General features: G+C 66.9%; 27 protein-coding genes. 18 read left to right on the top strand and 9 right to left on the bottom strand.

Annotated features, from left to right (window positions below):
- The first annotated feature begins 17 nt into the window (after positions 1-17).
- The 3 genes from pdxT (at position 18) to IBX22_RS04420 (ending at position 2,492) form a co-directional block, all read left to right on the top strand.
- Positions 18-665, top strand: a complete 648-nt coding sequence (gene pdxT / locus IBX22_RS04430; RefSeq protein ID WP_194814088.1) for a pyridoxal 5'-phosphate synthase glutaminase subunit PdxT — start codon at positions 18-20, stop codon at positions 663-665.
- 156 nt (positions 666-821) lie between these two features.
- Positions 822-1,655, top strand: coding sequence for a C1 family peptidase (locus IBX22_RS04425; RefSeq protein ID WP_194814087.1), 834 nt, complete (start codon positions 822-824; stop codon positions 1,653-1,655).
- Positions 1,656-1,739: 84 nt separating this feature from the next.
- Positions 1,740-2,492 carry a YebC/PmpR family DNA-binding transcriptional regulator gene (locus tag IBX22_RS04420; RefSeq protein WP_194814086.1) on the top strand — a complete coding sequence of 251 codons (753 nt, stop codon included), beginning with the start codon at positions 1,740-1,742 and terminating at the stop codon, positions 2,490-2,492.
- Here the strand turns inward: IBX22_RS04420 and IBX22_RS04415 are convergent.
- Both IBX22_RS04415 and IBX22_RS04410 read right to left on the bottom strand, forming a co-directional pair.
- Positions 2,489-2,992, bottom strand: coding sequence for an SRPBCC family protein (locus IBX22_RS04415; RefSeq protein ID WP_194814085.1), 504 nt, complete (start codon positions 2,990-2,992; stop codon positions 2,489-2,491). The two genes, IBX22_RS04420 and IBX22_RS04415, sit on opposite strands and share 4 nt — an antisense overlap.
- Complete coding sequence (locus IBX22_RS04410) at positions 2,989-3,348, bottom strand: metalloregulator ArsR/SmtB family transcription factor (RefSeq protein WP_194814084.1); 360 nt, start codon at positions 3,346-3,348, stop codon at positions 2,989-2,991. The genes IBX22_RS04415 and IBX22_RS04410 overlap by 4 nt, the downstream gene beginning before the upstream one ends.
- Positions 3,349-3,424: 76 nt before the next feature.
- Here IBX22_RS04410 and IBX22_RS04405 point away from each other — a divergent pair, with 76 nt between their 5' ends.
- The 5 genes from IBX22_RS04405 to IBX22_RS04385 all read left to right on the top strand — a co-directional run bounded on the left by IBX22_RS04405 (position 3,425) and on the right by IBX22_RS04385 (position 7,127).
- Positions 3,425-3,934, top strand: coding sequence for an O-acetyl-ADP-ribose deacetylase (locus tag IBX22_RS04405; protein WP_194814083.1), 510 nt, complete (start codon positions 3,425-3,427; stop codon positions 3,932-3,934).
- 85 nt (positions 3,935-4,019) lie between these two features.
- A complete protein-coding gene (gene ruvC / locus IBX22_RS04400; protein WP_194814082.1) occupies positions 4,020-4,589 on the top strand; it encodes a crossover junction endodeoxyribonuclease RuvC in 570 nt (189 codons plus the stop codon).
- Entirely contained in the window at positions 4,586-5,191 is a 606-nt protein-coding gene (gene ruvA, locus IBX22_RS04395; protein WP_194814081.1) for a Holliday junction branch migration protein RuvA, read from the top strand. Before ruvC ends, ruvA begins: the two co-directional genes overlap by 4 nt.
- Before the next feature lie 24 nt (positions 5,192-5,215).
- Positions 5,216-6,322: a Holliday junction branch migration DNA helicase RuvB gene (gene ruvB / locus IBX22_RS04390; protein WP_228538186.1), complete on the top strand. Its 1,107-nt coding sequence runs from the start codon at positions 5,216-5,218 to the stop codon at positions 6,320-6,322.
- Positions 6,323-6,611: 289 nt separating this feature from the next.
- Positions 6,612-7,127, top strand: a complete 516-nt coding sequence (locus IBX22_RS04385) for a GtrA family protein (RefSeq protein WP_194814079.1) — start codon at positions 6,612-6,614, stop codon at positions 7,125-7,127.
- Between the two features lie 2 nt (positions 7,128-7,129).
- On the opposite strand, the gene IBX22_RS38125 is transcribed toward IBX22_RS04385, so the two are convergent.
- Together IBX22_RS38125 and IBX22_RS04375 are read right to left on the bottom strand one after the other, a co-directional pair.
- Entirely contained in the window at positions 7,130-7,696 is a 567-nt protein-coding gene (locus tag IBX22_RS38125; RefSeq protein WP_194815575.1) for a DivIVA domain-containing protein, read from the bottom strand.
- 67 nt (positions 7,697-7,763) lie between these two features.
- Positions 7,764-8,414 carry a TetR/AcrR family transcriptional regulator gene (locus tag IBX22_RS04375; RefSeq protein WP_228538185.1) on the bottom strand — a complete coding sequence of 217 codons (651 nt, stop codon included), beginning with the start codon at positions 8,412-8,414 and terminating at the stop codon, positions 7,764-7,766.
- Between the two features lie 78 nt (positions 8,415-8,492).
- On the opposite strand from IBX22_RS04375, the gene IBX22_RS04370 reads away from it, so the two are divergent.
- The 6 genes from IBX22_RS04370 to IBX22_RS04345 all read left to right on the top strand — a co-directional run bounded on the left by IBX22_RS04370 (position 8,493) and on the right by IBX22_RS04345 (position 15,793).
- Positions 8,493-9,983, top strand: a complete 1,491-nt coding sequence (locus IBX22_RS04370; RefSeq protein WP_194814077.1) for an NAD(P)/FAD-dependent oxidoreductase — start codon at positions 8,493-8,495, stop codon at positions 9,981-9,983.
- Positions 9,984-10,071: 88 nt separating this feature from the next.
- Complete coding sequence (yajC, locus tag IBX22_RS04365) at positions 10,072-10,425, top strand: preprotein translocase subunit YajC (protein ID WP_194814076.1); 354 nt, start codon at positions 10,072-10,074, stop codon at positions 10,423-10,425.
- Between the two features lie 101 nt (positions 10,426-10,526).
- A complete protein-coding gene (gene secD, locus IBX22_RS04360; protein ID WP_194814075.1) occupies positions 10,527-12,248 on the top strand; it encodes a protein translocase subunit SecD in 1,722 nt (573 codons plus the stop codon).
- Positions 12,245-13,465, top strand: a complete 1,221-nt coding sequence (gene secF, locus IBX22_RS04355) for a protein translocase subunit SecF (protein ID WP_194814074.1) — start codon at positions 12,245-12,247, stop codon at positions 13,463-13,465. The genes secD and secF overlap by 4 nt, the downstream gene beginning before the upstream one ends.
- Before the next feature lie 22 nt (positions 13,466-13,487).
- Positions 13,488-15,194: an ABC transporter substrate-binding protein gene (locus IBX22_RS04350; RefSeq protein ID WP_194814073.1), complete on the top strand. Its 1,707-nt coding sequence runs from the start codon at positions 13,488-13,490 to the stop codon at positions 15,192-15,194.
- A 26-nt stretch (positions 15,195-15,220) separates the two neighbouring features.
- A complete protein-coding gene (locus IBX22_RS04345) occupies positions 15,221-15,793 on the top strand; it encodes an adenine phosphoribosyltransferase (protein WP_194814072.1) in 573 nt (190 codons plus the stop codon).
- 28 nt (positions 15,794-15,821) lie between these two features.
- Here IBX22_RS04345 and IBX22_RS04340 read toward each other — a convergent pair whose 3' ends face one another.
- Entirely contained in the window at positions 15,822-15,968 is a 147-nt protein-coding gene (locus tag IBX22_RS04340) for a hypothetical protein (protein WP_194814071.1), read from the bottom strand.
- Between IBX22_RS04340 and IBX22_RS04335 the strand changes: the two genes are divergently transcribed.
- On the top strand, positions 15,967-17,556 hold the full coding sequence (locus tag IBX22_RS04335) for an ABC-F family ATP-binding cassette domain-containing protein (protein ID WP_194814070.1): 1,590 nt from the start codon (positions 15,967-15,969) through the stop codon (positions 17,554-17,556). The genes IBX22_RS04340 and IBX22_RS04335 overlap by 2 nt on opposite strands.
- A 65-nt stretch (positions 17,557-17,621) precedes the next feature.
- On the opposite strand, the gene IBX22_RS04330 is transcribed toward IBX22_RS04335, so the two are convergent.
- Positions 17,622-17,855 carry a hypothetical protein gene (locus IBX22_RS04330; RefSeq protein ID WP_375540198.1) on the bottom strand — a complete coding sequence of 78 codons (234 nt, stop codon included), beginning with the start codon at positions 17,853-17,855 and terminating at the stop codon, positions 17,622-17,624.
- Between the two features lie 74 nt (positions 17,856-17,929).
- Here IBX22_RS04330 and IBX22_RS04325 point away from each other — a divergent pair, with 74 nt between their 5' ends.
- Positions 17,930-18,871: a hypothetical protein gene (locus IBX22_RS04325; RefSeq protein ID WP_194814068.1), complete on the top strand. Its 942-nt coding sequence runs from the start codon at positions 17,930-17,932 to the stop codon at positions 18,869-18,871.
- A 35-nt stretch (positions 18,872-18,906) separates the two neighbouring features.
- Entirely contained in the window at positions 18,907-20,160 is a 1,254-nt protein-coding gene (locus IBX22_RS04320) for an adenylosuccinate synthetase (protein ID WP_194814067.1), read from the top strand.
- Positions 20,161-20,175: 15 nt separating this feature from the next.
- On the opposite strand, the gene IBX22_RS04315 is transcribed toward IBX22_RS04320, so the two are convergent.
- On the bottom strand, positions 20,176-21,453 hold the full coding sequence (locus IBX22_RS04315; RefSeq protein WP_194814066.1) for a family 1 glycosylhydrolase: 1,278 nt from the start codon (positions 21,451-21,453) through the stop codon (positions 20,176-20,178).
- Positions 21,454-21,575: 122 nt separating this feature from the next.
- On the opposite strand from IBX22_RS04315, the gene IBX22_RS04310 reads away from it, so the two are divergent.
- The gene (locus tag IBX22_RS04310; RefSeq protein WP_194814065.1) at positions 21,576-22,199 is read left to right on the top strand and encodes an NUDIX hydrolase; all 624 of its coding nucleotides are present in this window, start codon (positions 21,576-21,578) and stop codon (positions 22,197-22,199) included.
- A gap of 21 nt (positions 22,200-22,220) precedes the next feature.
- On the opposite strand, the gene IBX22_RS04305 is transcribed toward IBX22_RS04310, so the two are convergent.
- Both IBX22_RS04305 and IBX22_RS04300 read right to left on the bottom strand, forming a co-directional pair.
- Positions 22,221-22,553, bottom strand: a complete 333-nt coding sequence (locus tag IBX22_RS04305; RefSeq protein ID WP_194814064.1) for a YnfA family protein — start codon at positions 22,551-22,553, stop codon at positions 22,221-22,223.
- A gap of 65 nt (positions 22,554-22,618) precedes the next feature.
- Positions 22,619-23,353 (bottom strand): metallophosphoesterase, encoded by a 735-nt coding sequence (locus tag IBX22_RS04300; protein WP_309234419.1) that lies wholly within the window; start codon positions 23,351-23,353, stop codon positions 22,619-22,621.
- Positions 23,354-23,469 lie beyond the last annotated feature (116 nt).

Genomic DNA, 23,469 nt, shown 5'->3' with positions numbered 1-23,469 from the left:
GCCGTATCCTTCGAGGCATGGTTGAGCAGTCGGTGATCACCGCGCGGGATTCGCGGCAGAGGACGAGCACGCCCAGGGTCGGCGTCCTTGCTTTGCAGGGCGATGTTCGCGAGCATTTCGCCGCCTTGGCCCACGCCGGCGCGGAACCGGTCAGCGTCCGCCGGCGCTCCGAACTCGACTCGGTCGACGCGCTGGTCCTTCCCGGCGGCGAGTCCACCACCATCAGCAAGCTGCTCGAGGCTTTCGAACTGCTCGAACCGCTGCGCGCCCGCCTGCGCGACGGCATGCCCGCCTTCGGTTCCTGCGCGGGCATGATCCTGCTCGCCTCCGAAGTTCTCGACACCCGCCCCGACGCCCAGCACCTCTCGGGCATCGATATGACGGTGCGCCGCAACGCTTTCGGCCGCCAGGTCGATTCCTTCGAAACCGATCTCGACTTCACCGGTCTCGACACTCCGATTCGCGCCGTCTTCATCCGCGCCCCCTGGGTGGAGCGTGCGGGCGCGGGCGTCGAGGTCCTGGCCACGGTCCCGAGCGGCCCGTTCGCCGGGCGCATCGTGGCGGCCCGGCAGGGCAATGTCCTGGCGACCTCGTTCCATCCGGAGGTCACCGGTGATCTGCGCGTGCACGACTTGTTCGTCGACATGGTCCGCGCGGCTGCGTAGTCGAGGCCCGATCGCGTACCGAACGCGCTGATCACCGCTTCGGATCGAGTATTCGGTACTCGCGATTCCGGGCGGGATCGGCGCGACGATGGTGTGATCCGGGCAGCCGAATCGTCCCGGAGTGGTGTTGCACCACTGGATGAAGGACGCACGATCATGACGAATCACGAATACCCGCTGGGCGCTGAGTCGGCGGAATCTGTCCCGACCGAAGATCGGGTGTGCAATCTGGTTCCCTCCCGCGAGACCGGGCGGGACTGGACTTTCGGTGACGCGGTCGCAGTCGGCACGCTGGGCGCGGTGGCCGCGCTTCCGCAGTCGGTGGACCTGCGCCGCGACTGGTGGACCATCGGCGATCAGGAGGACACCGGTTCCTGCGTCGGGTGGGCGACGGGTGACGGGCTGATGCGCTATCACCTGGTCACTGCGAACCGGATCGACAAGACCGATCGGATCTCGCCGCGCTTCATCTGGATGAGCTCGAAGGAGACCGACGAGTTCGATCAGCGGCCGGAAACCTTCATCGAAGGCGGCGGCACCTCGTTGAAGGCCGCTGTCGAGGTGACGCGCAAATACGGTGCGGTCCACGAGGACCTGCTGCCGTTCCACATCGTCACCAAGATGTACACCGGTGCGGAGAACGTGTTCTGGGCGCACGCCGCGCAGCATCGGGTGGCCTCCTACTTCAATCTGCGCAAGAACCTGGACAACTGGAAGGCCTGGCTCGCCAACCACGGCCCGATCCTGGTCGGCTTCGGCGTGGACCGAACCTGGGACAACGCCACCGCCAACGGCGGCGTCCTCGAGGAATTCGTTCCCGGCACCGTCCGTGGCGGGCACGCGGTCGCCGTCGTCGGCTATCAGGCCAACGGCCGCTTCATCCTGCGCAACAGCTGGGGCACCGCGTGGGGTGACAACGGCTTCGCCTATGCGACGCCTGCCTACATCGCGGGCGCGTTCTTCGACGAGTCCTACGGAATCACGCTCTGATCGTGCCCTCGGAAAGGTTGCGTGACCGGCCGAGTAGGCTGGTGAAGTTTCCAGCACGCGCAATCGACCTGAAGGAAGTAGGGCATGAGCGGCCACTCCAAATGGGCCACCACCAAGCACAAGAAGGCGGGTATCGACGCGAAGCGCGGCAAGCTCTTCGCCAAGTTGATCAAGAACATCGAGGTGGCGGCCCGGACTGGTGGCAGTGACCCGGGCGGCAACCCGACGCTGTTCGACGCCATCCAGAAGGCGAAGAAGTCGTCGGTTCCCAACGACAACATCGAGCGCGCGCGCAAGCGCGGCGGCGGCGAAGAAGCCGGCGGCGCGGACTGGCAGACCATCATGTACGAGGGCTACGGCCCCAACGGTGTCGCCGTCCTGATCGAGTGCCTCACCGACAACCGCAACCGCGCCGCGGGCGAGGTCCGGGTCGCGATGACCCGCAACGGCGGCAACATGGCCGACCCGGGTTCGGTGTCCTACCTGTTCGGGCGCAAGGGTGTGGTCACCCTGGAGAAGAACGGCCTGTCCGAGGACGACGTGCTGCTGGCGGTGCTCGACGCGGGCGCCGAAGAGGTCAACGACCTGGGCGATTCCTGGGAGGTCATCAGCGACCCGGGCGATCTGATCCCGGTCCGCCAGGCGCTGCAGGCCGCCGGAATCGACTACGACTCCGCCGAATCCGGCTTCCAGCCGTCGGTGTCGGTCGCGGTGGACGCCGACGGCGCGCGCAAGGTGTTCAAGCTGGTCGACGCGCTGGAAGACAGCGACGACGTCCAGAACGTTTACACCAACGTCGACATCTCCGACGAGGTCATGGCCCAGCTCGACGACTAGCCTTTGGCCAGGTTTTCGTAGTACTCCGCGAAAGCGGGGTAGTAGTCGCTGAATTCGGGGCGGTTCGCACCTGTGTGGGCCGCCCCGAACATGTCCAGGTAGTACTCCCAGCCGGGCCCGACCTGGGACACCATCCCCAGGTGGTCGGTGGTCAGGTGCTGGATGAAGCGGAATTCGGTGGTGTCGTTCTGCTGGGTCAACTGCACTTCCAGCAGCCAAGAACCGGCTTCGTCGGTCGCGGAGACTTCCAGGCGGTGCGGCGGTTCGCAGGCCTCGATGTGCATTTCCATCCAGGGCTGCCCCTCTTCGAAAGTCATCTGCACCTTGATGTTGCGGCCCGGCCCGGCTTCACCCGTCCATGGCCCGTACCAGCGGGCGGTGCGATCGGGTTCGGTCAGGCTCGCCCAGACGTCGGCGATCGGTGCGCGATAGGTTCGAGTCAGGATCAGGTCGCGCCCGGCGTCGGTGGTGAGCAGACGTCCGGTGGGTTGGGTGGTCATGCTGTGTTCTCCCTTGCTGTTTCCTGGTCTGCCGCGGCGCGGTGTTCGCGCCGGGTTCGGTAGACCTCGGTTTCCAATGCGTCGAAGCGGCGTTCCCAGGCGTTGCGGCCGAACCGCGTGATCCAGTCGGCGAGCTCGCCGAGCGGTTCGGTGTCGAGGGCGTAGACCCGCTGTCGGCCCACGAGTTCGGCGCGGACCAGACCGCTTTCGCGCAGCACCCGCAGGTGCCGGCTGATCGCGGGCCGGCTGATCTCGAATCGCGCTGCGATATCACCCGCGGTCAGTTGCTGTCCGTCGAGCATTTCCAGGATTTCCCGCCGGATCGGGTCGGCGATGGCCCCTGCCACTTCGTCCACGATCAAAGCGTAACCACATGGTTACGCTTTGTCTAGACCAAGGCGGGATGCGCGAGCGGCTAGGTAGGGTTCGCGCATGGTTTCGCTGGTTTTGGTACGCGGTGACATCACCGCGCAATCGGTTGACGCGATCGTCAACGCGGCCAACTCCTCGCTGCTCGGCGGCGGGGGAGTGGACGGTGCGATCCACCGCAAAGGCGGCCCCGAAATCCTGGCCGAATGCCGTGCATTGCGCGCTTCGCACTACGGCAAAGGGCTCAAAACCGGCCAGGCTGTAGCGACTACGGCGGGCAAGCTGGACGCCCGTTGGGTTATCCACACCGTCGGCCCGGTCTGGTCGGCGACCGAGGACCGTTCCGACCTCCTGGCTTCTTGTTATCGCGAATCCTTGCGCGTCGCAGCCGAACTCGGCGCGCGCACGGTCGCCTTTCCCGCCATCTCCACCGGTATCTACGGCTGGCCCCTGGACGACGGTGCTCGCATCGCCGTGGAAACGGTGCGTGGCAGCACGACTCAGGTCGCGGAGGTGCGGTTCGTTCTCTTCGACGAAACGGCGTACTCTGCCTTCGCCGCTCAGGTGAACTGAGCCCACTGGGAGTGTCCTTGCAGAGAGTCGGGTGGGATTCCACTAGACTCTCGAACAGTTGTTCGTGTCTGCGAGAGGGGTTTTCGTGCGGGTGATGGGCGTGGACCCCGGGCTCACCCGGTGCGGGATCAGCATGGTCGAGGGCGGGATCGGCCGGAAGGTCACGGCCATCGCCGTGGACGTGGTGCGGACGCCGCCCGAGATGGATCTGGCGCAGCGGTTGATGCTGGTGGCCGACGCGGCCGAAACCTGGATGGACACACACAAACCCGAGGCCGTCGCGATCGAGCGCGTGTTCGCGCAGCACAACGTGCGCACCGCGATGGGCACGGCCCAGGCCGGCGGGGTGATCGCGCTCGCGGCGGCCCGGCGCGGCATACCCGTGGCGTTTCACACGCCCAGCGAGGTGAAAGCATCGGTGACCGGTAGCGGCACCGCCGGCAAGGCGCAGGTGACGACGATGGTGACGCGGATCCTCGGGTTGGCGGTGGCGCCGAAACCGGCGGACGCGGCTGATGCGCTGGCTCTGGCGATCTGTCATTGTTGGCGGGCGCCGCTGCTGGATCGCATGGCCAAAGCCGAAGCGCAGGCGGCGGAGGTCCGCAGGCGCTACACCGAAAAGCTTGCTGAACAACGGAAGGCGGTACGCGGGTGATCGCGTCGGTACGCGGTGAGGTGCTCGAAATCGCGCTCGACCACACGGTGATCGAGGCGGGCGGAATCGGGTACCGCCTGAACGCGACCCCGTCGACGCTGGCCACGCTCACCCGCGGCGCGGAGATCCGGCTCTACACCGCGATGATCGTCCGCGAGGATTCGCAGACACTGTTCGGGTTCGCCGACACCGAATCGCGCGACCTGTTCGGTCTGCTGCAAACCGTGTCGGGGGTGGGCCCGCGCCTGGCCATGGCGGTGCTCGCGGTACTCGAGCCCGAAGCGCTGCGCAAAGCACTCGCCGAGAGCAACGTGGCGGCTCTGACCCGCGTGCCCGGCATCGGCAAGCGCGGCGCCGAACGCATGGTCGTCGAATTGCGCGACAAGGTCAATCTCATTCCGGTGCAGGCAGGTCCGCCGGGCAGCGGGCCCGCCGTCGCGATCACGCCGGTGCGTGACCAGGTGGTGGAAGCGCTCACGGGCCTCAGCTTCCCGCTGAAACAGGCCGAGCAAGCCGTGGATTCGGTCCTGGCCGAACAGCCCGCCGCCGACACCGCCACCGCCCTGCGCGCCGCGCTGAGCCTGCTCGGTAAGAACCGATAGGCCGCCATGGATTACGACGAGACCATGCCCGAAGAAACCTTGTCCGATGAGCAATCGCAGGTCACCGCAAGCTATTTGAAGTCCGACGGGGACATCGAAGCCAGCCTGCGCCCGAAATCCCTGGACGATTTCATCGGCCAGCCGCGCGTCCGGGAACAGTTGGCACTGGTGCTGCGCGGCGCGAAACAGCGCGGCGGCACACCCGATCACGTCCTGCTGTCCGGTCCGCCCGGCCTCGGCAAGACCTCGATGGCGATGATCATCGCCGGCGAACTCGGTACCGCCCTGCGCATCACCTCCGGCCCCGCGCTGGAACGCGCCGGCGACCTCGCGGCCATGCTCAGCAACCTGGTCGACGGCGACGTGCTGTTCATCGACGAGATCCACCGCATCGCCCGGCCCGCCGAGGAGATGCTGTACCTGGCGATGGAGGACTTCCGCGTCGACGTGGTCGTCGGCAAAGGCCCCGGCGCCACCTCGATCCCGCTCGACATCGCACCGTTCACCCTGGTGGGCGCGACAACTCGCTCCGGCGCGCTGACCGGCCCGCTGCGGGACCGCTTCGGTTTCACCGGGCACATGGATTTCTACGAACCCGACGAACTGCTGCGCATCCTGCAGCGCTCGGCCCAGATCCTCGGCGTCGAGGTCGAACGCGACGCCGCCGCCGAGATCGCAGGCCGTTCCCGAGGCACGCCGCGTATCGCCAACCGGCTGCTGCGCCGCGTCCGCGACTACGCGGAGGTCCGCGCCGACGGCCGCATCACCCGGCCCATCGCCCAGGCCGCCCTCGAGGTCTATGACGTCGACGTCTTGGGCTTGGACCGCTTGGACCGCGCTGTATTGACCGCTCTGGTACGCGGTTTCAACGGCGGTCCCGTCGGCGTCTCCACCCTCGCCGTCGCGGTGGGGGAGGAAGCTGCCACCGTCGAGGAGGTCTGCGAGCCCTTCTTGGTCCGCGCAGGAATGGTCGCCCGCACGCCACGCGGGCGCGTCGCCACGGCCGCAGCCTGGGAGCATCTCGGTCTGGTCCCACCCGCCGACTTGGCGTTCGGTTCCATCGACGTCCGTGCCCGCGAGCCCCAGCCGACCCTGGACCTCTTCAACCGTCCCTCGCCTGCGGGCAGCTAATTCCTGGCGTCAGCTGCGGCTCTTTTCCAGCAGGGGGATGTGTCTCCACTCTGAGCGACAATCCGGTTTGGTGCCGTCGATTGTCGCTCAGAGTTGGAGGTAGGTGTATGCCACATCTGTCTGGATCGTGCTCTGCGCTGGCACCGTTCGATCGGGAGCAATTCAACAGCAATCGAACTCGGAGCGCGGGGGCGGCGAGGAACGCAGTCACAACACAATTCGGCCAGGGCGTGGTTACAGCCGGTATCTGGACGGGCGCGCCGTCGATCTCCCCGCTACAGTCGGCTGCATGACCGTGGTGCAGTCTGTTGTCGATCGTTTGCCGGAGCCCTATCGCTCCAAGGCGATACAGCACCGCGAGCTGATGAAATTCGCGGTGGTCGGCGCCGTCACTTGGTTCATCGATACCGGTGTGGTGTACGCGGCGAAGCTGACGGTGCTCGGTGAGAAACCGCTGACAGCGCGGCTGCTGGGTGTGCTGATCGCGATCATCGCGTCCTACATCCTCAATCGCGAATGGTCCTTCCGGACCCGCGGCGGTCGCCAGCGCCACCACGAGGCGGCCCTGTTCTTCGCGGTCAGCGCCCTGGGCATCGCCGTCACCCTGCTGCCGCAGGCGATCTCGCTCTACGTCCTGAATCTGCGGGTGCCGCACGTCGGCCCGCTCACCCAGGCGGTCGCCAACTTCGTCACCGGCCAGATCCTCGGCGTCCTGCTGGCGATGGGTTTCCGCTTCTGGGCGTTCCGCCGCTTCGTCTTCCCGGATGACCTGCGCGAAGCCGAACTGCACAGCATCCAGGGCTGAAATCAGTGGTGGTGGCTCTTTTCGAGCGCCGTGATCACCAAGTCCATGAACGCATCCACTTCGTCGCGCGCGTAACCCCTTGTCCCGAGCCGCGCTTCGGTGAAATGCACACCGCGCACGTCCGCGATGGTGAGACTGCCCGGCGTACCGTGCGCGAGCGTGGCGGCGACGAGATCCATGAACGCGTCGACCTCCTCTTCGTGATACCCCCGCCGTCCCACGGGCGCCGAGGTGAATCGCATCCGGTGCACGTCATCGGGGGTTAAGAGGGCGGCGGGCTCGGAACCGTTGGCGGCGGCGGGAACCGGCCGGGTTCCGCGCTGCCGGATCTCCAGCTCGATCCGCACCCGGTCGAGGAACTCGTCGACCTGATCGGCCTGGTATCCGCGCCCACCGAAGCGGGGCGCGTCGAAGTGCACGTGCCGCACATCGTCGGCGGTGAGCACCCCTGTTCCCTCCAGCGTCGAGGCGACCAACTCCAGGAACGCGTCGACCTCGTCCGCGTGGTAGCCGCGATGCCCGACCGGTGGCATGGCGAAATGGATCCGGCTCACGTCCTCGGGGGTCATCACTCGAAATATTGTGTCAGGGTCCGACACGCGGTGCTCAGTCTTTGCTGAACGCGCCCAACCGATCTCAGTCCTTGCGCACGCCGTCGATGAGTAAACGGCGGATCGCCTCGGTGAGCGCTTCGATGGCGGCTTCGTCGGGATCGCGCAGACCGTGCACAATCCCGGCGAGCAGCATGCCGGTGACCGCCTTGGCGGTATTGAGGGTGTCGAGATCGGCACGCAGATAACCGAGTTCGACGCCGTGCTCCAGATATCCCGCGGTCAGCGCGTCGGCGGTATCGAGCAGGCCGTAGAGCCGGGCGGTGAGTTCGTCGTCGATCCCGGTGGCGTGGAACAGCAGCAGCTGGGCGATCCGCCGGTCCTGGATCAGGATCCGGGTCAGGGCGGTGCCGATCCGGTCCAGCTGCGCGCGGTATTCGTCAAGGCTGGTGGCCGCGTCGGGGGCGTTCTCGGTGCCCAGCGTTTCGACGATGCGCCCCGCCAGATCGTCGATGACGTGGTCGATGATGTCGCGTTTATTGCTGAAGTAGCGGTAGAACGTGCCGTGCCCGATACCCAGCTGACCTGCGATATCGGCGATACCGGTGGCGTGATAGCCCTTCTCCGCGAAGCAGACGAATGCGGTGTCGATGATGCTTTGGCGCAGTTCGGCTTTACGACGCGCTACGGCGCTGCCTGCCACCGCTCGGGGGGCTCGGATCGGTGGCTTCGTCATCGGGCCGATGATACAGTCGTCACAAACGGAATGATGTGTCATTCCGTGACATAAGAGTCACAAATCTGGAGGTTCGACGTGGCGCCTCAATTCGATGCCATCGTGGTCGGTGCGGGATTCGGCGGAATGGGTGCGGGCATCGAGCTCGACCGGCTCGGCCTGAGCAATTACGTGATCCTGGAGCGGGAGGCCGATCTGGGCGGCACCTGGCACGTCAACCACTACCCGGGTCTGGCCGTCGACATCGCCTCGGTCACGTACTCCTATTCTTTCGAGCCCAACCCGTTCTGGTCGCGTTTGTTCGCGCCGGGCAAGGAGCTCAAGCGCTACGCCGAGCACGTCGCCGAGAAGTACGGCCTGCGCCGCCGGATGCGGTTCTCCACGGTCGTCGACGGCGCCCGCTGGGAGGAGGAAAACCAGCAGTGGGTGGTGTCGATCGAGGGCGGTGCTGAAACATTGACCGGCCGTTACCTTCTCACCGCCACGGGCTTCCTCTCCCAGCCCTATACCCCGCCGTTCCCTGGCATCGAGACCTTCCAGGGCAAGATCATCCACACCACCGCGTGGGAGGACGATTTCGACCTGACCGGCCGCAAGGCCGCGATCATCGGCACCGGCGCCACCGCCGTGCAGCTGGTCCCCGAGGCCGCGAAGAAGGTCGCCGAGCTGACCGTCTTCCAGCGCACCCCGATCTGGGTGGTTCCGAAGGTCGACGCCAAGATCCCGGCCCCGGTGCAGAAGCTGTTCGCCAAAGTCCCGACCACGCAGAAGGCCGCGCGCCTGGTCAACACGACCATGCTGGAAGCGCTGATGGTGGTCGGCGTCCTGCACTACAAGCAGGCCAAGCCGCTGAACAAAGCCGCCGCCGCACTCGCCAAGGCGCACCTGTTCGCGCAGGTCCGCGACAAGCAGACCCGCAAGCAGCTCACCCCGAAGTACGACTTCGGCTGCAAGCGCCCCACCTTCTCCAATCACTACTTCAAGGTCTTCAACCAGCCGCACGTGCACTTGGAGACCAACTCGATCGAGCGCATCGAAGCCGACGGCATCGTCACCGCCGACGGCCACAAGACCGAGATCGACACCCTGATCCTGGCCACCGGCTTCAACCTGTGGGACGTGAACTTCCCGGCCATCGAGATCATCGGCCGCGAGGGCGTGAACCTCGGAAAGTGGTGGCGCGACAACCGCTTCCAGGCCTACGAGGGCATCACGGTGCCGAAATTCCCGAACTTCCTGAGCCTGAACAGCCCGTACTCCTACAGCGGCCTGTCCTACTTCACCACCATCGAGGGGCAGATGAAGCACATCGCCCGCCTCTTCGGTGAGATGTTCCGGCGCGGCGAGCACACCTTCGAGGTCACCCAGCAGGCCAATGATCGCTTCCTGGATCAGGTCACCGACAAGCTCGGCGCCTCGGTGTTCTACGGCGGCGACTGCTCGACCGCCCGTAGCTACTACTTCAACCAGCACGGTGAGGCGGCGCTGCTGCGCCCGAACAGCACCGTCAGCACGCACAAGCAGGCGGTGAGCTTCCCGCTCGACGACTATTCGTTCGGAGCCGCTTGAGGCGTGCCGGTGTGGCGGTCGATACAGGAACTGGCAGACTATGGGCGTAATGCCCATTCATCCACAAGATTAGGGACTGACTTCGACGATGGACCTTCTGCTCATCATGGCGGTCGGCTTGGCCGCGCTGATGTTTTTCCAGTTCCGCAGCCAGCGTAAGCACCAGGCGAAGGTGGCCGATATGCAAGCCGGCCTTCAGGTCGGCGTCGGCGTCATCACCACGTCGGGTCTGTACGGCACGGTTGTCGACGTCGACGAGGACACCGTCGACCTGGAGATCGCCGAGGAGGTCGTCACCACCTGGATGCGGTCGGCGATCCGCGAGATCCGCACCGACGAGACCGTCACCGCCGCCGAGCCGGAAGCGGTGACCCCGGCTGCCGAAGAGTCCACGGTTGTCGTCGAAGATGCGCCCGAGCAGCCCCGGCTGACCAAGGACTGACCTACCGCCGCGCCGCCCGGAGCTCTATCGTTGAGCGCTGCCCGGGCGCGTGCGCGCTTGTGCTCGTGTTCCACTCGACTTCCGCCTAGGAGATACCTGCTGTGCCACCTTCTCAGGGATCGGCGCAACATCCGCTCCGGCTGCTCGGCGTCTACGCCGCGCTGCTGGCCGTGATCTATGCGCTGGTGTTCTTCACCGGGGACAAAGCCCCGACGCCCAAGCTCGGCATCGACCTGCAGGGTGGTACCCGGGTCACGCTGACCGCCCGTACGCCCGACGGCAGCAAGCCGAGCCAGGACAGCCTGAAGAAGGCGCAGGAGATCATCGAGAACCGCGTCAACGGTCTCGGTGTCGGCGGTTCCGAAGTCGTCATCGACGGCGACAACATCGTCATCACCGTGCCCGGTGACGACGGGCAGCAGGCGCGGGCACTGGCCACTACGGCCAAGCTCTACATCCGCCCGGTGCTGGCCGCGATCCCGGTCGGTCCCGACGGCAAGGTGCCCACGCAGAACGCGACGCAGCCGGCGCCGGCCCCCGAGGCGCCGCCCGTCGTCCCGCCGGCCGATCAGCCGCCCGCCGAGGTGCCGCCCGCGGAACCCGCGCCGCAGCCCCGTGTCTTCCCGGCGCAGGCGCCCACGCAGCCGCCCGCCGATACCGGCGGCCTGACGCCGCAGGAAATCGCGCAGAAGGAAATCGCCGAAGCCAGGGCGACCCGGCAGAGCGCCGATCCCGCGGTGCAGCAGGCCGCGGTGCTGGCCCTGGACTGCTCCAAGCCGGACCCGCTGGCCGGCAACGACGATCCGACCCTGCCGCTGATCACCTGCTCGATCCCCGGATCGCAGAGCTCCGAGGTGTACCTGCTCGGCCCGAGCAAGATCGACGGCCAGGAGATCAAGGACGCCACCGCGGGCCTGAACTCCCAGCAGGCGCGCCACGAAGTGAACCTGGAGTTCAAGTCCGGCGGCAGTGACGCCTGGGCCGCCATCACCGGCGACGCGATCAAGCAGCAGTCCCCGCAGAACCGGGTCGCGTTCGTGCTCGACTCGCGCGTGGTCTCCGCCCCCGTCGTGCAGCAGGGCCCGCAGCTGGGCGGCCGCACCACGATCTCGGGCAACTTCACCGCCGCCAGCTCCAAGGAACTCGCGAACACCCTGAAGTACGGTTCGCTGCCGCTGTCGTTCCAGACCTCCGAAGCCGAAACGGTGTCGGCGACACTGGGTCTGTCCTCACTGCGTGCGGGTCTGCTGGCCGGTGCGATCGGTCTGCTGGTCGTGCTGCTCTACTGCTTGGCGTACTACCGGATGCTCGGATTCCTCACCGCCCTCTCGCTTTTCGCCTCGGGTCTCGCGGTGTACGGCATCATGGTGCTGCTCGGCCGCTGGATCGGGTTCACCCTGGACCTGGCCGGTATCGCCGGTCTGATCATCGGTATCGGTATGACCGCCGACTCGTTCGTGGTGTTCTTCGAACGCATCAAGGACGAAATGCGGGAAGGCCGCAGCTTCCGTTCCGCCGTGCCACGCGGCTGGGCCCGGGCCCGGCGCACCATCCTGTCCGGTAACGCGGTCAGCCTCATCGCCTCCGCCGTGCTCTACCTTCTCGCGGTCGGGCAGGTGAAGGGCTTCGCGTTCACCCTCGGGCTCACCACCGTCCTCGACGTCGTCGTGGTGGTGCTGGTGACCATGCCGCTGGTCATGCTGGCCTCGCGCTCGCAGTTCTGGGCCAAGCCCGGCGTGAACGGCTTGGGCGCGATCCAAGAGGTGGCGCGGGAACGCCGGGCCGCCGGCGCCGCACTCTCCGAAGGTGTGAGGACTCGATGAGCAACCAGACCAGCCCGTCGCTGCGCAAGCGGGACACCGAGGACGCCGTGGACTACGACGCCAACTTCGATACGAAGTCCCAGCACGGCTTCTTCAGCCGGCTCTACACCGGCACCGGCGCGATCGACGTGATCGGCCGCCGCCGGATGTGGTACCTCATCACCGCCGTCATCCTGCTGATCTCGTTGGCCAGCATCCTGTTCCGCGGCTTCAACTTCGGCATCGACTTCGAGGGCGGCACCCGGATTCAGTTCCCGGGTTCGGTCGAGCAGAGTCAGGTCGAGGACGTCTACCGCGGCGCCGTCGGCACCGATCCGGAGTCGGTGCAGAAGGTCGGCGCGGGCGCGACCAGCAATATGCTGATCCGCTCCGAGGCCCTCAATCAGGGCCAGGTCGAGAAGTTGCAGGCCGCGCTCTATACCGAGTTCCAGCCGAAGGACTCCAGCGGCAAACCGAATATCGCGGCGATCAGCGTCTCGGATGTGAGCGAGACCTGGGGTAGCCAGATCACCAAGAAGGCGCTGATCGCGCTCGCGGTGTTCCTGGCAATCGTCGCGGTCTACATCACGATCCGCTTCGAACGGGACATGGCGATCGCCGCGCTGGCCGCGATGGTCTTCGACGTCGCCGTCACCGCTGGCATCTATTCCCTTGTCGGCCTGGAGGTTTCGCCGGCAACCGTGATCGGCATCCTCACCATCCTCGGCTTCTCGCTGTACGACTCGGTGATCGTGTTCGACAAGGTCGAGGAGAACACCAGGGGCGTGCTGCACGTGAACCGCCGCACCTATGCCGAACAGGCCAATCTCGCGGTCAACCAGACGTTCATGCGTTCCATCAACACCGCGCTCATCGGCATCCTGCCGATCGTCGGCCTGCTGGTGATCGCGGTCTGGCTGCTCGGCGTGGGCACCTTGAAGGACCTGGCGCTGGTGCAGATGGTCGGTCTGCTGGTCGGCACCTACTCGTCGATCTTCTTCGCGACCCCGCTGCTGGTCTCGCTCAAGGAACGCTTCGGTCCGGTGGCCGCGCACACCAAGAAGGTGCTGGCCAAGCGGTCGGGCGTGGCCAGCGCGCGGGCGCTGGCCGCCGCCGAGCAGCGGGCCGTCGCCGCCACCGGACGGCCGCCCTCGGAGGCCGAGCTGCGTCGCGCCGCCGGGCAGACCCCGGAGCCGGGTGCGCGACCGAGCGGGAAACGGCACAAGCGAAGGAACTAGTACCCCAGGGGGTTTCGTTCATATGCAGCGATCACGTGTCACGGTGCGGTTGATCGGAATGGTCGCAGCGGGCGCTTCGGTCGTCGCGCTGGCGGCCGGGTGCTCGGGTAAGAACCAGGTGCCGTCCATCGGCTACGCCGTCGATGCCGCGATCGCCAGCTACAACGGCGGCAGCACCCTGGGCGCGAGCAGCGGTTCGGCCGCTGTTCTCGGCCGGGTGCTGACCGGGTTCTACTACACCGGGCCGGACGGGCAGCAGGTCGCCGACACCGATGTCGGCACCGCCAAGGAGGTGCCGGGTGAGGCCCAGACCATCCAGTACCGGCTCAACCCGGACGGGGTGTACTCCGACGGCGTGCCGACCTCGTGCGACGACCTGTATCTGACCTGGGCGGCGCGCAGCGGCCGGTTCGGCAAACCCGGTGGCGGATCGCTGTTCGATGCTGCGAGTACGGCGGGTTACGCCGATATCGAGCGGGTGGAGTGCCAGCCCGGGTCCAAGGACGCCACCGTGGTGTTCCGGCCGGACCGGCATTACCAGTACTGGCGGAACCTGTTCACCGCCGGTGAGCTGATGCCGGCGCACGTCGCCGCGCGGGCGGCGAACGTGCCGAATGTGGTGGCACCCTTGCAAACCGGTGACGCCGCGGCGGTCGGGCGGCTGGCCGATTTCTGGAACACCGGCTGGAACCTGTCCGGCAGCCTGGACGTCACGAAGTTCCCGTCCTCGGGGCCGTACCGGATCGAATCCTTCAGTCCTGCCGATGGTTTGGTGCTGGTCGGGAACGAACGCTGGTGGGGCAACAAGCCCGAGACCGGGCGGATCGTGGTGTACGGCAAGTCCGCCGATCTCGGGAAGAAGATCGGCGACGGAGCCGTCAGCGTCGTCGATATCGGCGGTGACTCGGTGAAAGACCTGAACCTGGACGGGTATTCGACGCGAACCGTGCCGGGCCGGGGCGCCGAGCAGCTGGTACTGGCGACCGGGGGAGTGTTCGGCTCGGTCGACGCGCGTCGTGGTTTCGCGCTGTGCGTGCCGCGTCAGGAGCTCTACAACCAGGTCGGCAAGGCCAAGGATCTGCCGACCACCGCGCTCGGCTCCGGGCCGCTGAACTCCCGGACGGTGCAGGAGGATTCGCTGTTCTACCCGGCGGTCACCGGCGCCGCCAACAAGTACAAGAACACCGATATCCCCGGCGCGACCGGCGCTCTGGCCGCGGGTAAGGCCGCCGGGCAAACCATCCGCATCGGGTACCTCGGGCCGGACGAACGCCGTAGCCGGACCGTCGCCATGATCGCCGAATCCTGTAAACCGGCGGGCATCAACGTGGTCGACGCAGGCTCCGCCGACTTCAAGCCCGGCCAGCTCGGCGAGGGCAAGGTCGATGCCGTACTCGGCAGCACCGCAGCGGTTCCCGGCCCGGCCGGGATGCTGTCCGGAGTCGCGGCGACCAGCGCGTTGCGCACCGGAAACGGCCTCAATTTCGGTCGATTCGGCAATGGCCGCTACGATTCGATCACCGATCAGCTTGCTGCCGACGATAATTCGACGGCGCAACTGAATCTGCTCACCGACGGCGAGAACCTGCTGTGGGCGGAGATGCCGAGCATTCCGTTGTTCGCCACTCCCCGCACCATCGCATTCGCCGACGGGCTGCAGAACGGTCTGGCGGGCCCCACCCAGGCGGGGTCCGGATGGAATATGGACCGCTGGGTGTTGCAGCGGTGAGCGCAGGTGACCATGGAGAGGGCTCGATGAGCAAGCACGCGGCGATCGAATCCGAGGAGCTAGTGGCCGAGCGGACCGCGCAGGCGGGACAGCTGGTGCGGCAGCTCACCCGGTGGCGGGACGACTTCCCGACGCCCGGAGTGCGTTTCGCGGATCTGACCCCGGTGTTCGCCGATGCCGAAGGCTTCCGGACGGTTATCGACTGCCTCGCCGCCTGCGCGCCCGACGCCGATCTGGTGGCGGGTGTCGACGCGCGCGGGTTCCTGCTCGGTGCGGGCGTGGCCGCCACGCTCGGCACGGGCGTGCTCGCGGTGCGCAAGGCCGGCAAGCTGCCCCCGCCCGTTCTGAATCGCGAATACAGCCTGGAGTACGGCTCGGCCGCGCTGGAGATCCCGGCCGACGGCCTGGACCTGGTGGGCAAGCGTGTACTGCTGCTCGACGACGTGCTCGCCACCGGTGGCACGCTGGCGGCCGCGGCCGACCTCTTCAGCCAGGCGGGCGCTGAGATCGTCGCCGCCGCAGTGGTTTTGGAGCTGGAGTTCCTCAATGGACGCGAGCGCCAGGGCAACTACCCGGTCACCTCGATCGTCAAGATCTGAGCCGTCGAGCAGGATTGTGACCCAGAACTCACTGGCGCAATCCTGGGATGTCTGCGTAACCTAGTCGGGTCTTGTTCCCGTTGATCGGAGTCATGCCGTTGAAGTTCTGAGGTAGCGCTTTCGGGCGGCCCGCGTAGTGCGCGCCGCGATACCGTCGCACCTCAGGAGGACGCATGTCTTTTCTGTCTATTTCCGATCTCACTTTCACCTGGCCTGACGGCACACCTGTCTTCGACGGGCTCTCGGCCGTTCTCGGTACCGGCCACATCGGTCTCGTCGGCAGCAACGGCGCGGGAAAATCCACGCTGCTGCGGTTGATCACCGGTGAACTGGCTCCGATCGGCGGATCCATCACCGTCTCCGGGCACCTCGGCTATCTCCGGCAGGATCTAGGTCTGGCCGAAGGGCAGCGGGTCGACGCCGTGCTCGGCATCGCCGACATCCGGAAAGCGTTGCACCGCATCGAATCCGGCGGCGGCGACGAGGCCGACTTCGACATCGTGGGCGCCGCCTGGGATGTCGAGGAACGCGCGATCGCGCTGCTGGGCCGGCTCGGCCTGCACTATCTCGCCGATTCGGCCGCCCAGCTGGATCGCACCCTGGACACCCTGTCCGGTGGCGAGACGGTGCTGCTCGGGCTGGTGGCCCAGCTACTCACCGAACCCGAGGTACTGCTGCTCGACGAGCCGACCAACAACCTGGATCACGTTGCGCGGGAACGTCTTTACGAGGTGATCAGCCAGTTCTCCGGCACGGTGCTCACGGTCAGCCACGACCGCGAACTACTGGACCGGATGACGACGATCGCCGAGCTGCGGCAGGGCGAGTTGCGTTTGTTCGGCGGGAATTTCAGCGAATACGAGCGGATTGTCGAGGCGGAGCAGGAGGTGGCGCGCGCCGCGATCCGCGACGCCCGCAGCGATGTCCGCAAGCAGGCGCAGGAACTCGTCGAGGCCCGCATCAAACTGGACCGCCGCAAGCGCTACGGCCAGAAGATGTGGGATCAGAAGCGGGAGCCGAAAATCATTATGGCCGAACGCAAACGGCAGGCCCAGGTGTCGGCCGGGAAGCTGCGCAACAACCACATCGAGAAGCTGGAGGACGCGAAACAGCACCTGGATCAGGCCGAGGAACTGCTCCGGGCCGACAAGGAGATCCGGGTCGAGCTCCCCGGCACCAGGCTCTACCCGGGCCAGGATGTCATCGAGCTGGACGAGGTGCGGCTGGCCTGCGGTCCGACGGTCACCATGAAGGTGTCCGGGCCGGAACGCATCGCGCTCACCGGTCGCAACGGCGTAGGCAAAACGACGCTGCTGCAACATGTCTCGTCGCAGGGTCCGAAGGTGCCGTGGCGCATGCTGCCGCAGCGCCTGGACATCTTCGACGAGGAGCTGACGGTGTTCGAGAATGTCGCGGCGGCGGCCCCCCACGCCACGCCGCAACAGATTCGAACGCAGCTGGCCCGCTTCCTGTTCCGCGGCGCCGACGCCGACGTGGCGGCGGGCGCGTTGTCCGGCGGTGAACGCCTCCGGGCGGCCCTGGCCATGCTGCTACTGGCCGACCCCGCGCCGAAACTGCTCCTCCTGGACGAGCCGACCAACAACCTGGACCTGCCCAGCCTGCAACACCTCACCCAGGCCCTGTCCAGCTTCGAAGGTGCGCTGATCGTGGTCAGTCACGACCCGCGCTTCCTCGACGACATCGGCGTCACCCGCCGGGTGGAACTCACACCCGAGGGGCTCACCGAAACCTTGGTTCGGTGATATCCGAAACCCCGCACGCCCCTTGACCGTTCCCGGCAAGGGGCGTGCGGTTCGGGCATGGCGGGTCAATCCAGTTGGGCTGCCAGTTTTTTCGGGGCGACCTGGCGGTAGGCGTCGCGGATGATCTCGGTGATCTCGGGCCAGTCCGGGTCGATGCTGAGGCGGACGCCGAGCCAGCCGCGGTGGCCGACGTAGGGGGGTTTGAAGAAGCGGTCCGGGGTCGGGCAGCCATGGCTGAGCCGTTCGCTGCTCTCCGGTAGCGCCAGGCAGATCGCCCGGATCTGGGTCAACGGGTCCACCTTCGCAGTGTAAGTCCTTGACGCTCTTTGTTTTGGTGGCATAGACTAAAACAGATCGAACGGGAGGAATGATCATGGGATACGGACACTGGGACGACACCGCTTATCGGGCGGCCAAGACCTATCGGGCCAGCCGGGGGCTGGACGACTTCGGCTACACCGCGGAGATGCGGAACAAGCCCTACGACACCTGGCAGGCGCATCCGTCGCTCGACCCGCTCGGCGTGGACGCGCGGGAATGCCGGGATTCGGCCGATCACGGCAACTCGCTGCCGATCGCGGTGCTCTTCGACGTCACGGGCTCGATGGGGCAGGTGCCGATCATCATGCAGCGCAAGCTCGGCAAGTTGCACGGACTCCTACAGCGCAAAGGGTATGCCGACGACCCGCAGATCCTGTTCGGCGCCATCGGTGACGCCGACTGCGACCGAGTTCCGTTGCAGGTCGGCCAGTTCGAGTCCGACAACCGGATGGACGAGCAACTCCGCAACATCCTGCTCGAAGGCGGCGGCGGTGGCCAGAAGTCCGAAAGCTACGAACTGGCCGCCTATTTCATGGCCACCCACATCGTCACCGATGCCTGGGAGAAGCGCCGCAAACGCGGCTACCTCTTCCTCATCGGCGACGAACTGAACAAGCGCAAACTGGCGTCCAGGCACATCCGCGCCGTCGTCGGGGACCATGTGCGCAAAGACGTTTCGGTCGAATCGATCTACCGGCAGCTCGCCGAACGCTGGCACGTCTACTACATCCTGCCGAACCAGTCGAGCTACTACAACGACCCGGAAATCGCCGACCACTGGCGCGATCTGCTCGGCCAGAACTTCATGAAGCTGGACGATCCCGCCGCGGTCTGCGAACTCATCGCGCTGACCATCGGCCTGGAGGAAGACCGCGTCGACCTCGACACCGGCTTGGCCGACCTCGCCGACCTCGGCTCCGCCGCCGAAGTCGCCGCCGTCGGAAAAGCATTGAGCCCCACAGCTCCTCGCGCGCTGCCGCCCGGCTCCCGCTGACGACGCCGGGAAACGGGTAACGAAGGGAGTGGAAGGTGGACGGGCAGCACGTCATTGTGGTGGATCTCGGGTTCGGGGACGCGGGGAAGGGCGCGACTGTTGATTGGTTGTGCTCGGCCGAGGCGGGGCTCGGGGCGGGTGCCGTGGTGCGGTTCAACGGGGGAGCGCAGGCCGCGCACAACGTGATTGCCGACGGGAGGCACCACACCTTCGCTCAGTTCGGGGCCGGGACGTTCTCGGGTGTCCCCACGTTGCTGTCGCAGCACATGCTGGTCGAGCCGATCGCACTGGCGGGGGAGGCGCGGCAGTTGACGGCGCTCGATGTTCCGGATCCGTTGTCGCTGTTGCGAATCGATGGGCGGGCGCTGCTCACCACTCCGATCCACATTGCGGCGAACCGTGCCCGCGAGGACGCGAGGGGTTCCTCGCGGCACGGTTCCTGTGGGCGCGGGATAGGTGAAACCGCCTCGTATGCCCTCCAATACGACGCGCCGACCGTCGCCGACTGCTTGCGCCCGAAGGTGCTGCGGCAGAAACTCGATCTGCTGGCGGCACACTACGGCCCACTGATCGCACCGAGCGCGCACCGCTACGAACCGATCGCCGACCTCGTCGAAATGTATAGCGAGTTTGCCGCCGCCGTGCGCATCGTCGACGGCGGCGAACTCGCTCGCCTCGCTCGCCGCGGCAGGCTGATTTTCGAAGGCGCACAAGGAGTTCTGCTAGACGAGTGGCGCGGTTTCCACCCGCACACCACCTGGTCAACAGTGGAGCCACGCAACGCCCGCACCATGCTCGCCGATATCGGGGCCACCGCCTACACCCTTGGCGTCACCCGCACCTACATGACCCGCCACGGTGCGGGCCCCTTCCCGACCGAAGACCCGTCCCTCGACATCCCCGAGCCGCACAACACCTTCGGCCCCTACCAGGGCCCGTTCCGCCGCGGCCACCTCGACCTCACCCTGCTCCGCTATGCCATCGCCGCCTGCGACGGCATCGACGGCCTCGCCGTCACCCACCTCGACGTCCAATCCGGCTATGCCGCAACCGGATACGACACTGCCGACGGCGCCATTCACGATCTCCGCCTCGGCGCCTGGCAGGACCTGACCCACCAACAGCGTCTAACCGACCTCCTCGCAACCGCCGAACCCCTCCTCGCCGAGCTACCGCCAGGCCGAATCGACTGGCTGGCAAGACAACTCGACATCCCGATTGTTCTAACCTCCGACGGTCCGAGCCGCGCGGACCGCACCCCTCTACCGATTCCTCGCATGGCGGCGTGACGAAAGGTGGCACGGTCAGGGAAGTTCGACCGGGTCGGCGCAGCTGGTGGGTGGGTCGACGAGGGTGCAGTCGGCGGGTGGACGGGTTGGGCGATAGTGGAAGTCGACTCCATCTGCCTCGACGATATCGGCGTAGGTGGCGGCTGCTTCGGTGGGGACGCGGGTGAGGTCACCGGCCTGGGCGTTGACGGTGTAGAGACCGAAACGTGGTGCGTAGCTGCCCCATTCGTAGTTGTCGGTGAGGCTCCAGTAGTTGTAGCCGATGATGTTCATGCCGTCGGCGGCGGCGCGTTGCAGCCAGTAGATGGAGTCGCGGAGGTGGTCGCTGCGGGTGTAGCCCTCGCCGCGGGGCTTGTGGTTGTCGGTGGTGATGCCGTTCTCGACGACGAACAGCGGTTTGCCGGGGAAGAGGCGGGCGTAGCGGCGGAGGGCGAAGTAGATGCCTTCGGTGCGGACGGGTAGTTCCCAGAGGGCGGAGGGGTCACGCTTCGGGGGTTCGAAGGCGTAGTAGTAGTCGAAGCCGATGTAGTCGAGGCGGGAGCCGATATCGGCCAGTAGGGAGCCGTTGATCTGGAGGTCGTTGCCGGCGACGTAGCCGACGTTGCTGGTCACCATGGCGTCGGCGCGGCGGCTGTGGATGTGGTCGTAGATGGCGTTGTGGGCGGCGGCGACGCGCTTCTCCATCACCTTCCGATCGGTGCCGCGCAGGTTCACCTCGTGACTGATGTAGGCGACGGGTTCATTGATGGTGACCCACAACGGATTTCGGTCGGCGTACCGGTCCACCACCTTGCGCATGTTGGCGAGCCAGTCGCGCACCATGTCCGGGTGGTCCCAGCCGCCGCGGTCGTAGGCCCAGCCTGGGTACACCCAGTGGTCGAGGGTCAGCATCGGGCGCATGCCGGACTGAGCGATCTTGTCGAGGACTTTGTCGTAGTAGTCGAACGCGTCGTCATCCCACTCGCCGCGGCCGTCCGGTTGCAAACGTGCCCACTCGATTCCGATCCGGAACACCTCGACGCCGAGTCCGGCGGCGAGATCGATGTCGGCGGCATAGCGATGATAGAAGTCGACCGCGTCGCCGTACTCGTCGAATTCGGGGTTCTGCTGGATGTAGCGCAGCCAGTTGCTGTCCGGCGCCGCGCCCTCGGATTGGAATCCCGACACCGAGACGCCCCACAGGAATTCTGGACCCAGCGCGCGGACCCCGGCCGCCGGTGCCGCCGCGGGCACCAGCAGCGCGACCATCGTGGCCGCGAGGGCAGCCGCGGCCCGCCGAGTCCGAGTGCGCATCTTCCGCGAAGGTAGCGGACTATTCGCCAGTCGACCAGACGCCGGTCAGTGCGGGTACTCGCCCGCGAACACCGCCCGCCCCGCCGGTCCGAGCCCGGTGGCGTCCGGCAGGATGGTGCGCCGTGGAGCAATCGGTGGTTTCGGTCGATGTGGTGACACTGCGCTTCTGGGATACCGACAGCGGAGTCACCATCGGAATCGCGCCGCGTGAACACGAGCCGTTCACCGGCGAACTCGCCCTCCCCGGCGTGCTTTTGGGCCGCGGCGAACGTCTCGCCGTAGCGGCCCGCCGCGCGGTGCACACCAAACTAGGCGTGCCGGAGGCGGCGATCGGCGCCGTCGGCCAGCTGGTCACCTTCGACGAACCCACCCGCGACCCCCGGGGCCCGACCCTGTCCATCGCGATGTGGGCGGTCGTCGGCATCCACGAGGGTCCGGCGCAGTGGGTGCCGTTCGACGACCTGCCGCCCCTCGCCTTCGACCACAACGCCATCGTCGAAGTGGCCCGCGCCCACCTCACCCGCCTGCTCTGGAAAGACCTGGCCTTCACCCGCGCCCTGACCGGCGCCGAATTCCCCGCCACCCGCGCCGTAGACCTCGCCACCACCCTGCTCGGCACCCGCCCCGACCCCGCCAACCTCAACCGCACCCTCGCCGCGATCCCCGGCCTCACCCGCACTACCGAACGCCGCCGCACCAAACCCACCGGCCGCCCCGCCGCCGTCTGGGCCTTCGCCCAGGACTGACCTTGTCGCGCCCCTGCGCGATCAGCCGCGCGGCGCGTACATGATGATCGCGACGCCGACGAGGCAGATCGCGGCTCCGAGATAATCCCAGCGGTCGGGGTGGAATTTGTCGACGACGATGCCCCAAGCCAGCGAGCCCGCGACAAAGACGCCACCGTAGGCCGCGAGTATCCGGCCGAAGTTCGGATCGGGCTGGAAGGTTGCTACAAACCCGTACGCCCCCAGCGCGACAATGCCCGCAGCGATCCACAGCACGCCCCGCTGCTCCCGCCAGCCCTGCCACACCAACCACGCCCCACCGATCTCGGCAAGCGCGGCCAACGCGAACAACAGCAACGAGCGGGCGATGATCACCGCCCGAACTTACAACGCCGCACCCGCACGCCGGCCGAGCCACTTCGCACCCTGATCGGCAGTGCTCAGGCGACGGCCGCGGTGGGTTCGACCGTGTACACCGCGTACGGGCGGCGCAGGACGGGGTAGGAGACGTTGCGGACGGGGACGCCGCCGGGAGTCTGCCCGGATTCGGTGCCGGCGTGGGCGTGGCCGTGGACGGCGAGGTCGGCGCCACCCCGGTCGATGGCGGTGGCGAGCTCTTGGCAGCCGAGGCCGGGGTAGATGCGGATCGGTTCACCGACGATGGTGTCGATGACGGGGGCGAAGTGCATCAGGGCGATCCGGATGTCGGAGTCGAGGGATTCGAGCGCCTGTTCCAAGATGTGGGCGTCGAGGGGGCCGCGGCGCATGCGCTCGCGATGTTGGGGGCTGGCGTTGTCGGGGTCGCCGGGGTGCCCGGGGTAGCCGCCACTGCCGCCCATGACACCCGCGATGCCGACGCGGATGCCCGCCAACTCCAGCGTCACCGAGTCGCCTTCGAGCATCTGGACGCCGTGGGCGGTGAGCATGGCGGCGATGCGGTAGCCCTGTTTGCGGTCGTGGTCGTGGTTGCCGAGCACGGCGACCATCGGGACCGGGACATGCGCGAGTTCGGCGCACAGCAGCTCCGCCTCCGCGATTCGCCCGCCCTCGGTGAGGTCGCCCGCCAGCAGCAGAACGTCGGCGTGGTCGGCGAGCTGGAGAAACGCGTGCCGGAATGTCCCGGCGACGAGAGGACGCATATGCAGATCGGCGATGGCGGCAACGCGAACGGTCACGGCCCCAGCCAGCCACAATCGGCGAATGGTGTCAACAGAATTCGCTCCTGATACCAACCCGGAATTCACCAATCGGTCGCTGGTCCGGACCCGCGACTAAAGTGGTGATCTGGGCG

This window comes from Nocardia sp. XZ_19_385 (assembly GCF_015355755.1).
In the GTDB taxonomy this organism is placed as follows: domain Bacteria; phylum Actinomycetota; class Actinomycetes; order Mycobacteriales; family Mycobacteriaceae; genus Nocardia.
Note: the sequence above shows the minus strand (reverse complement) of the source record. Positions and strands in the feature narration are given on the sequence as shown.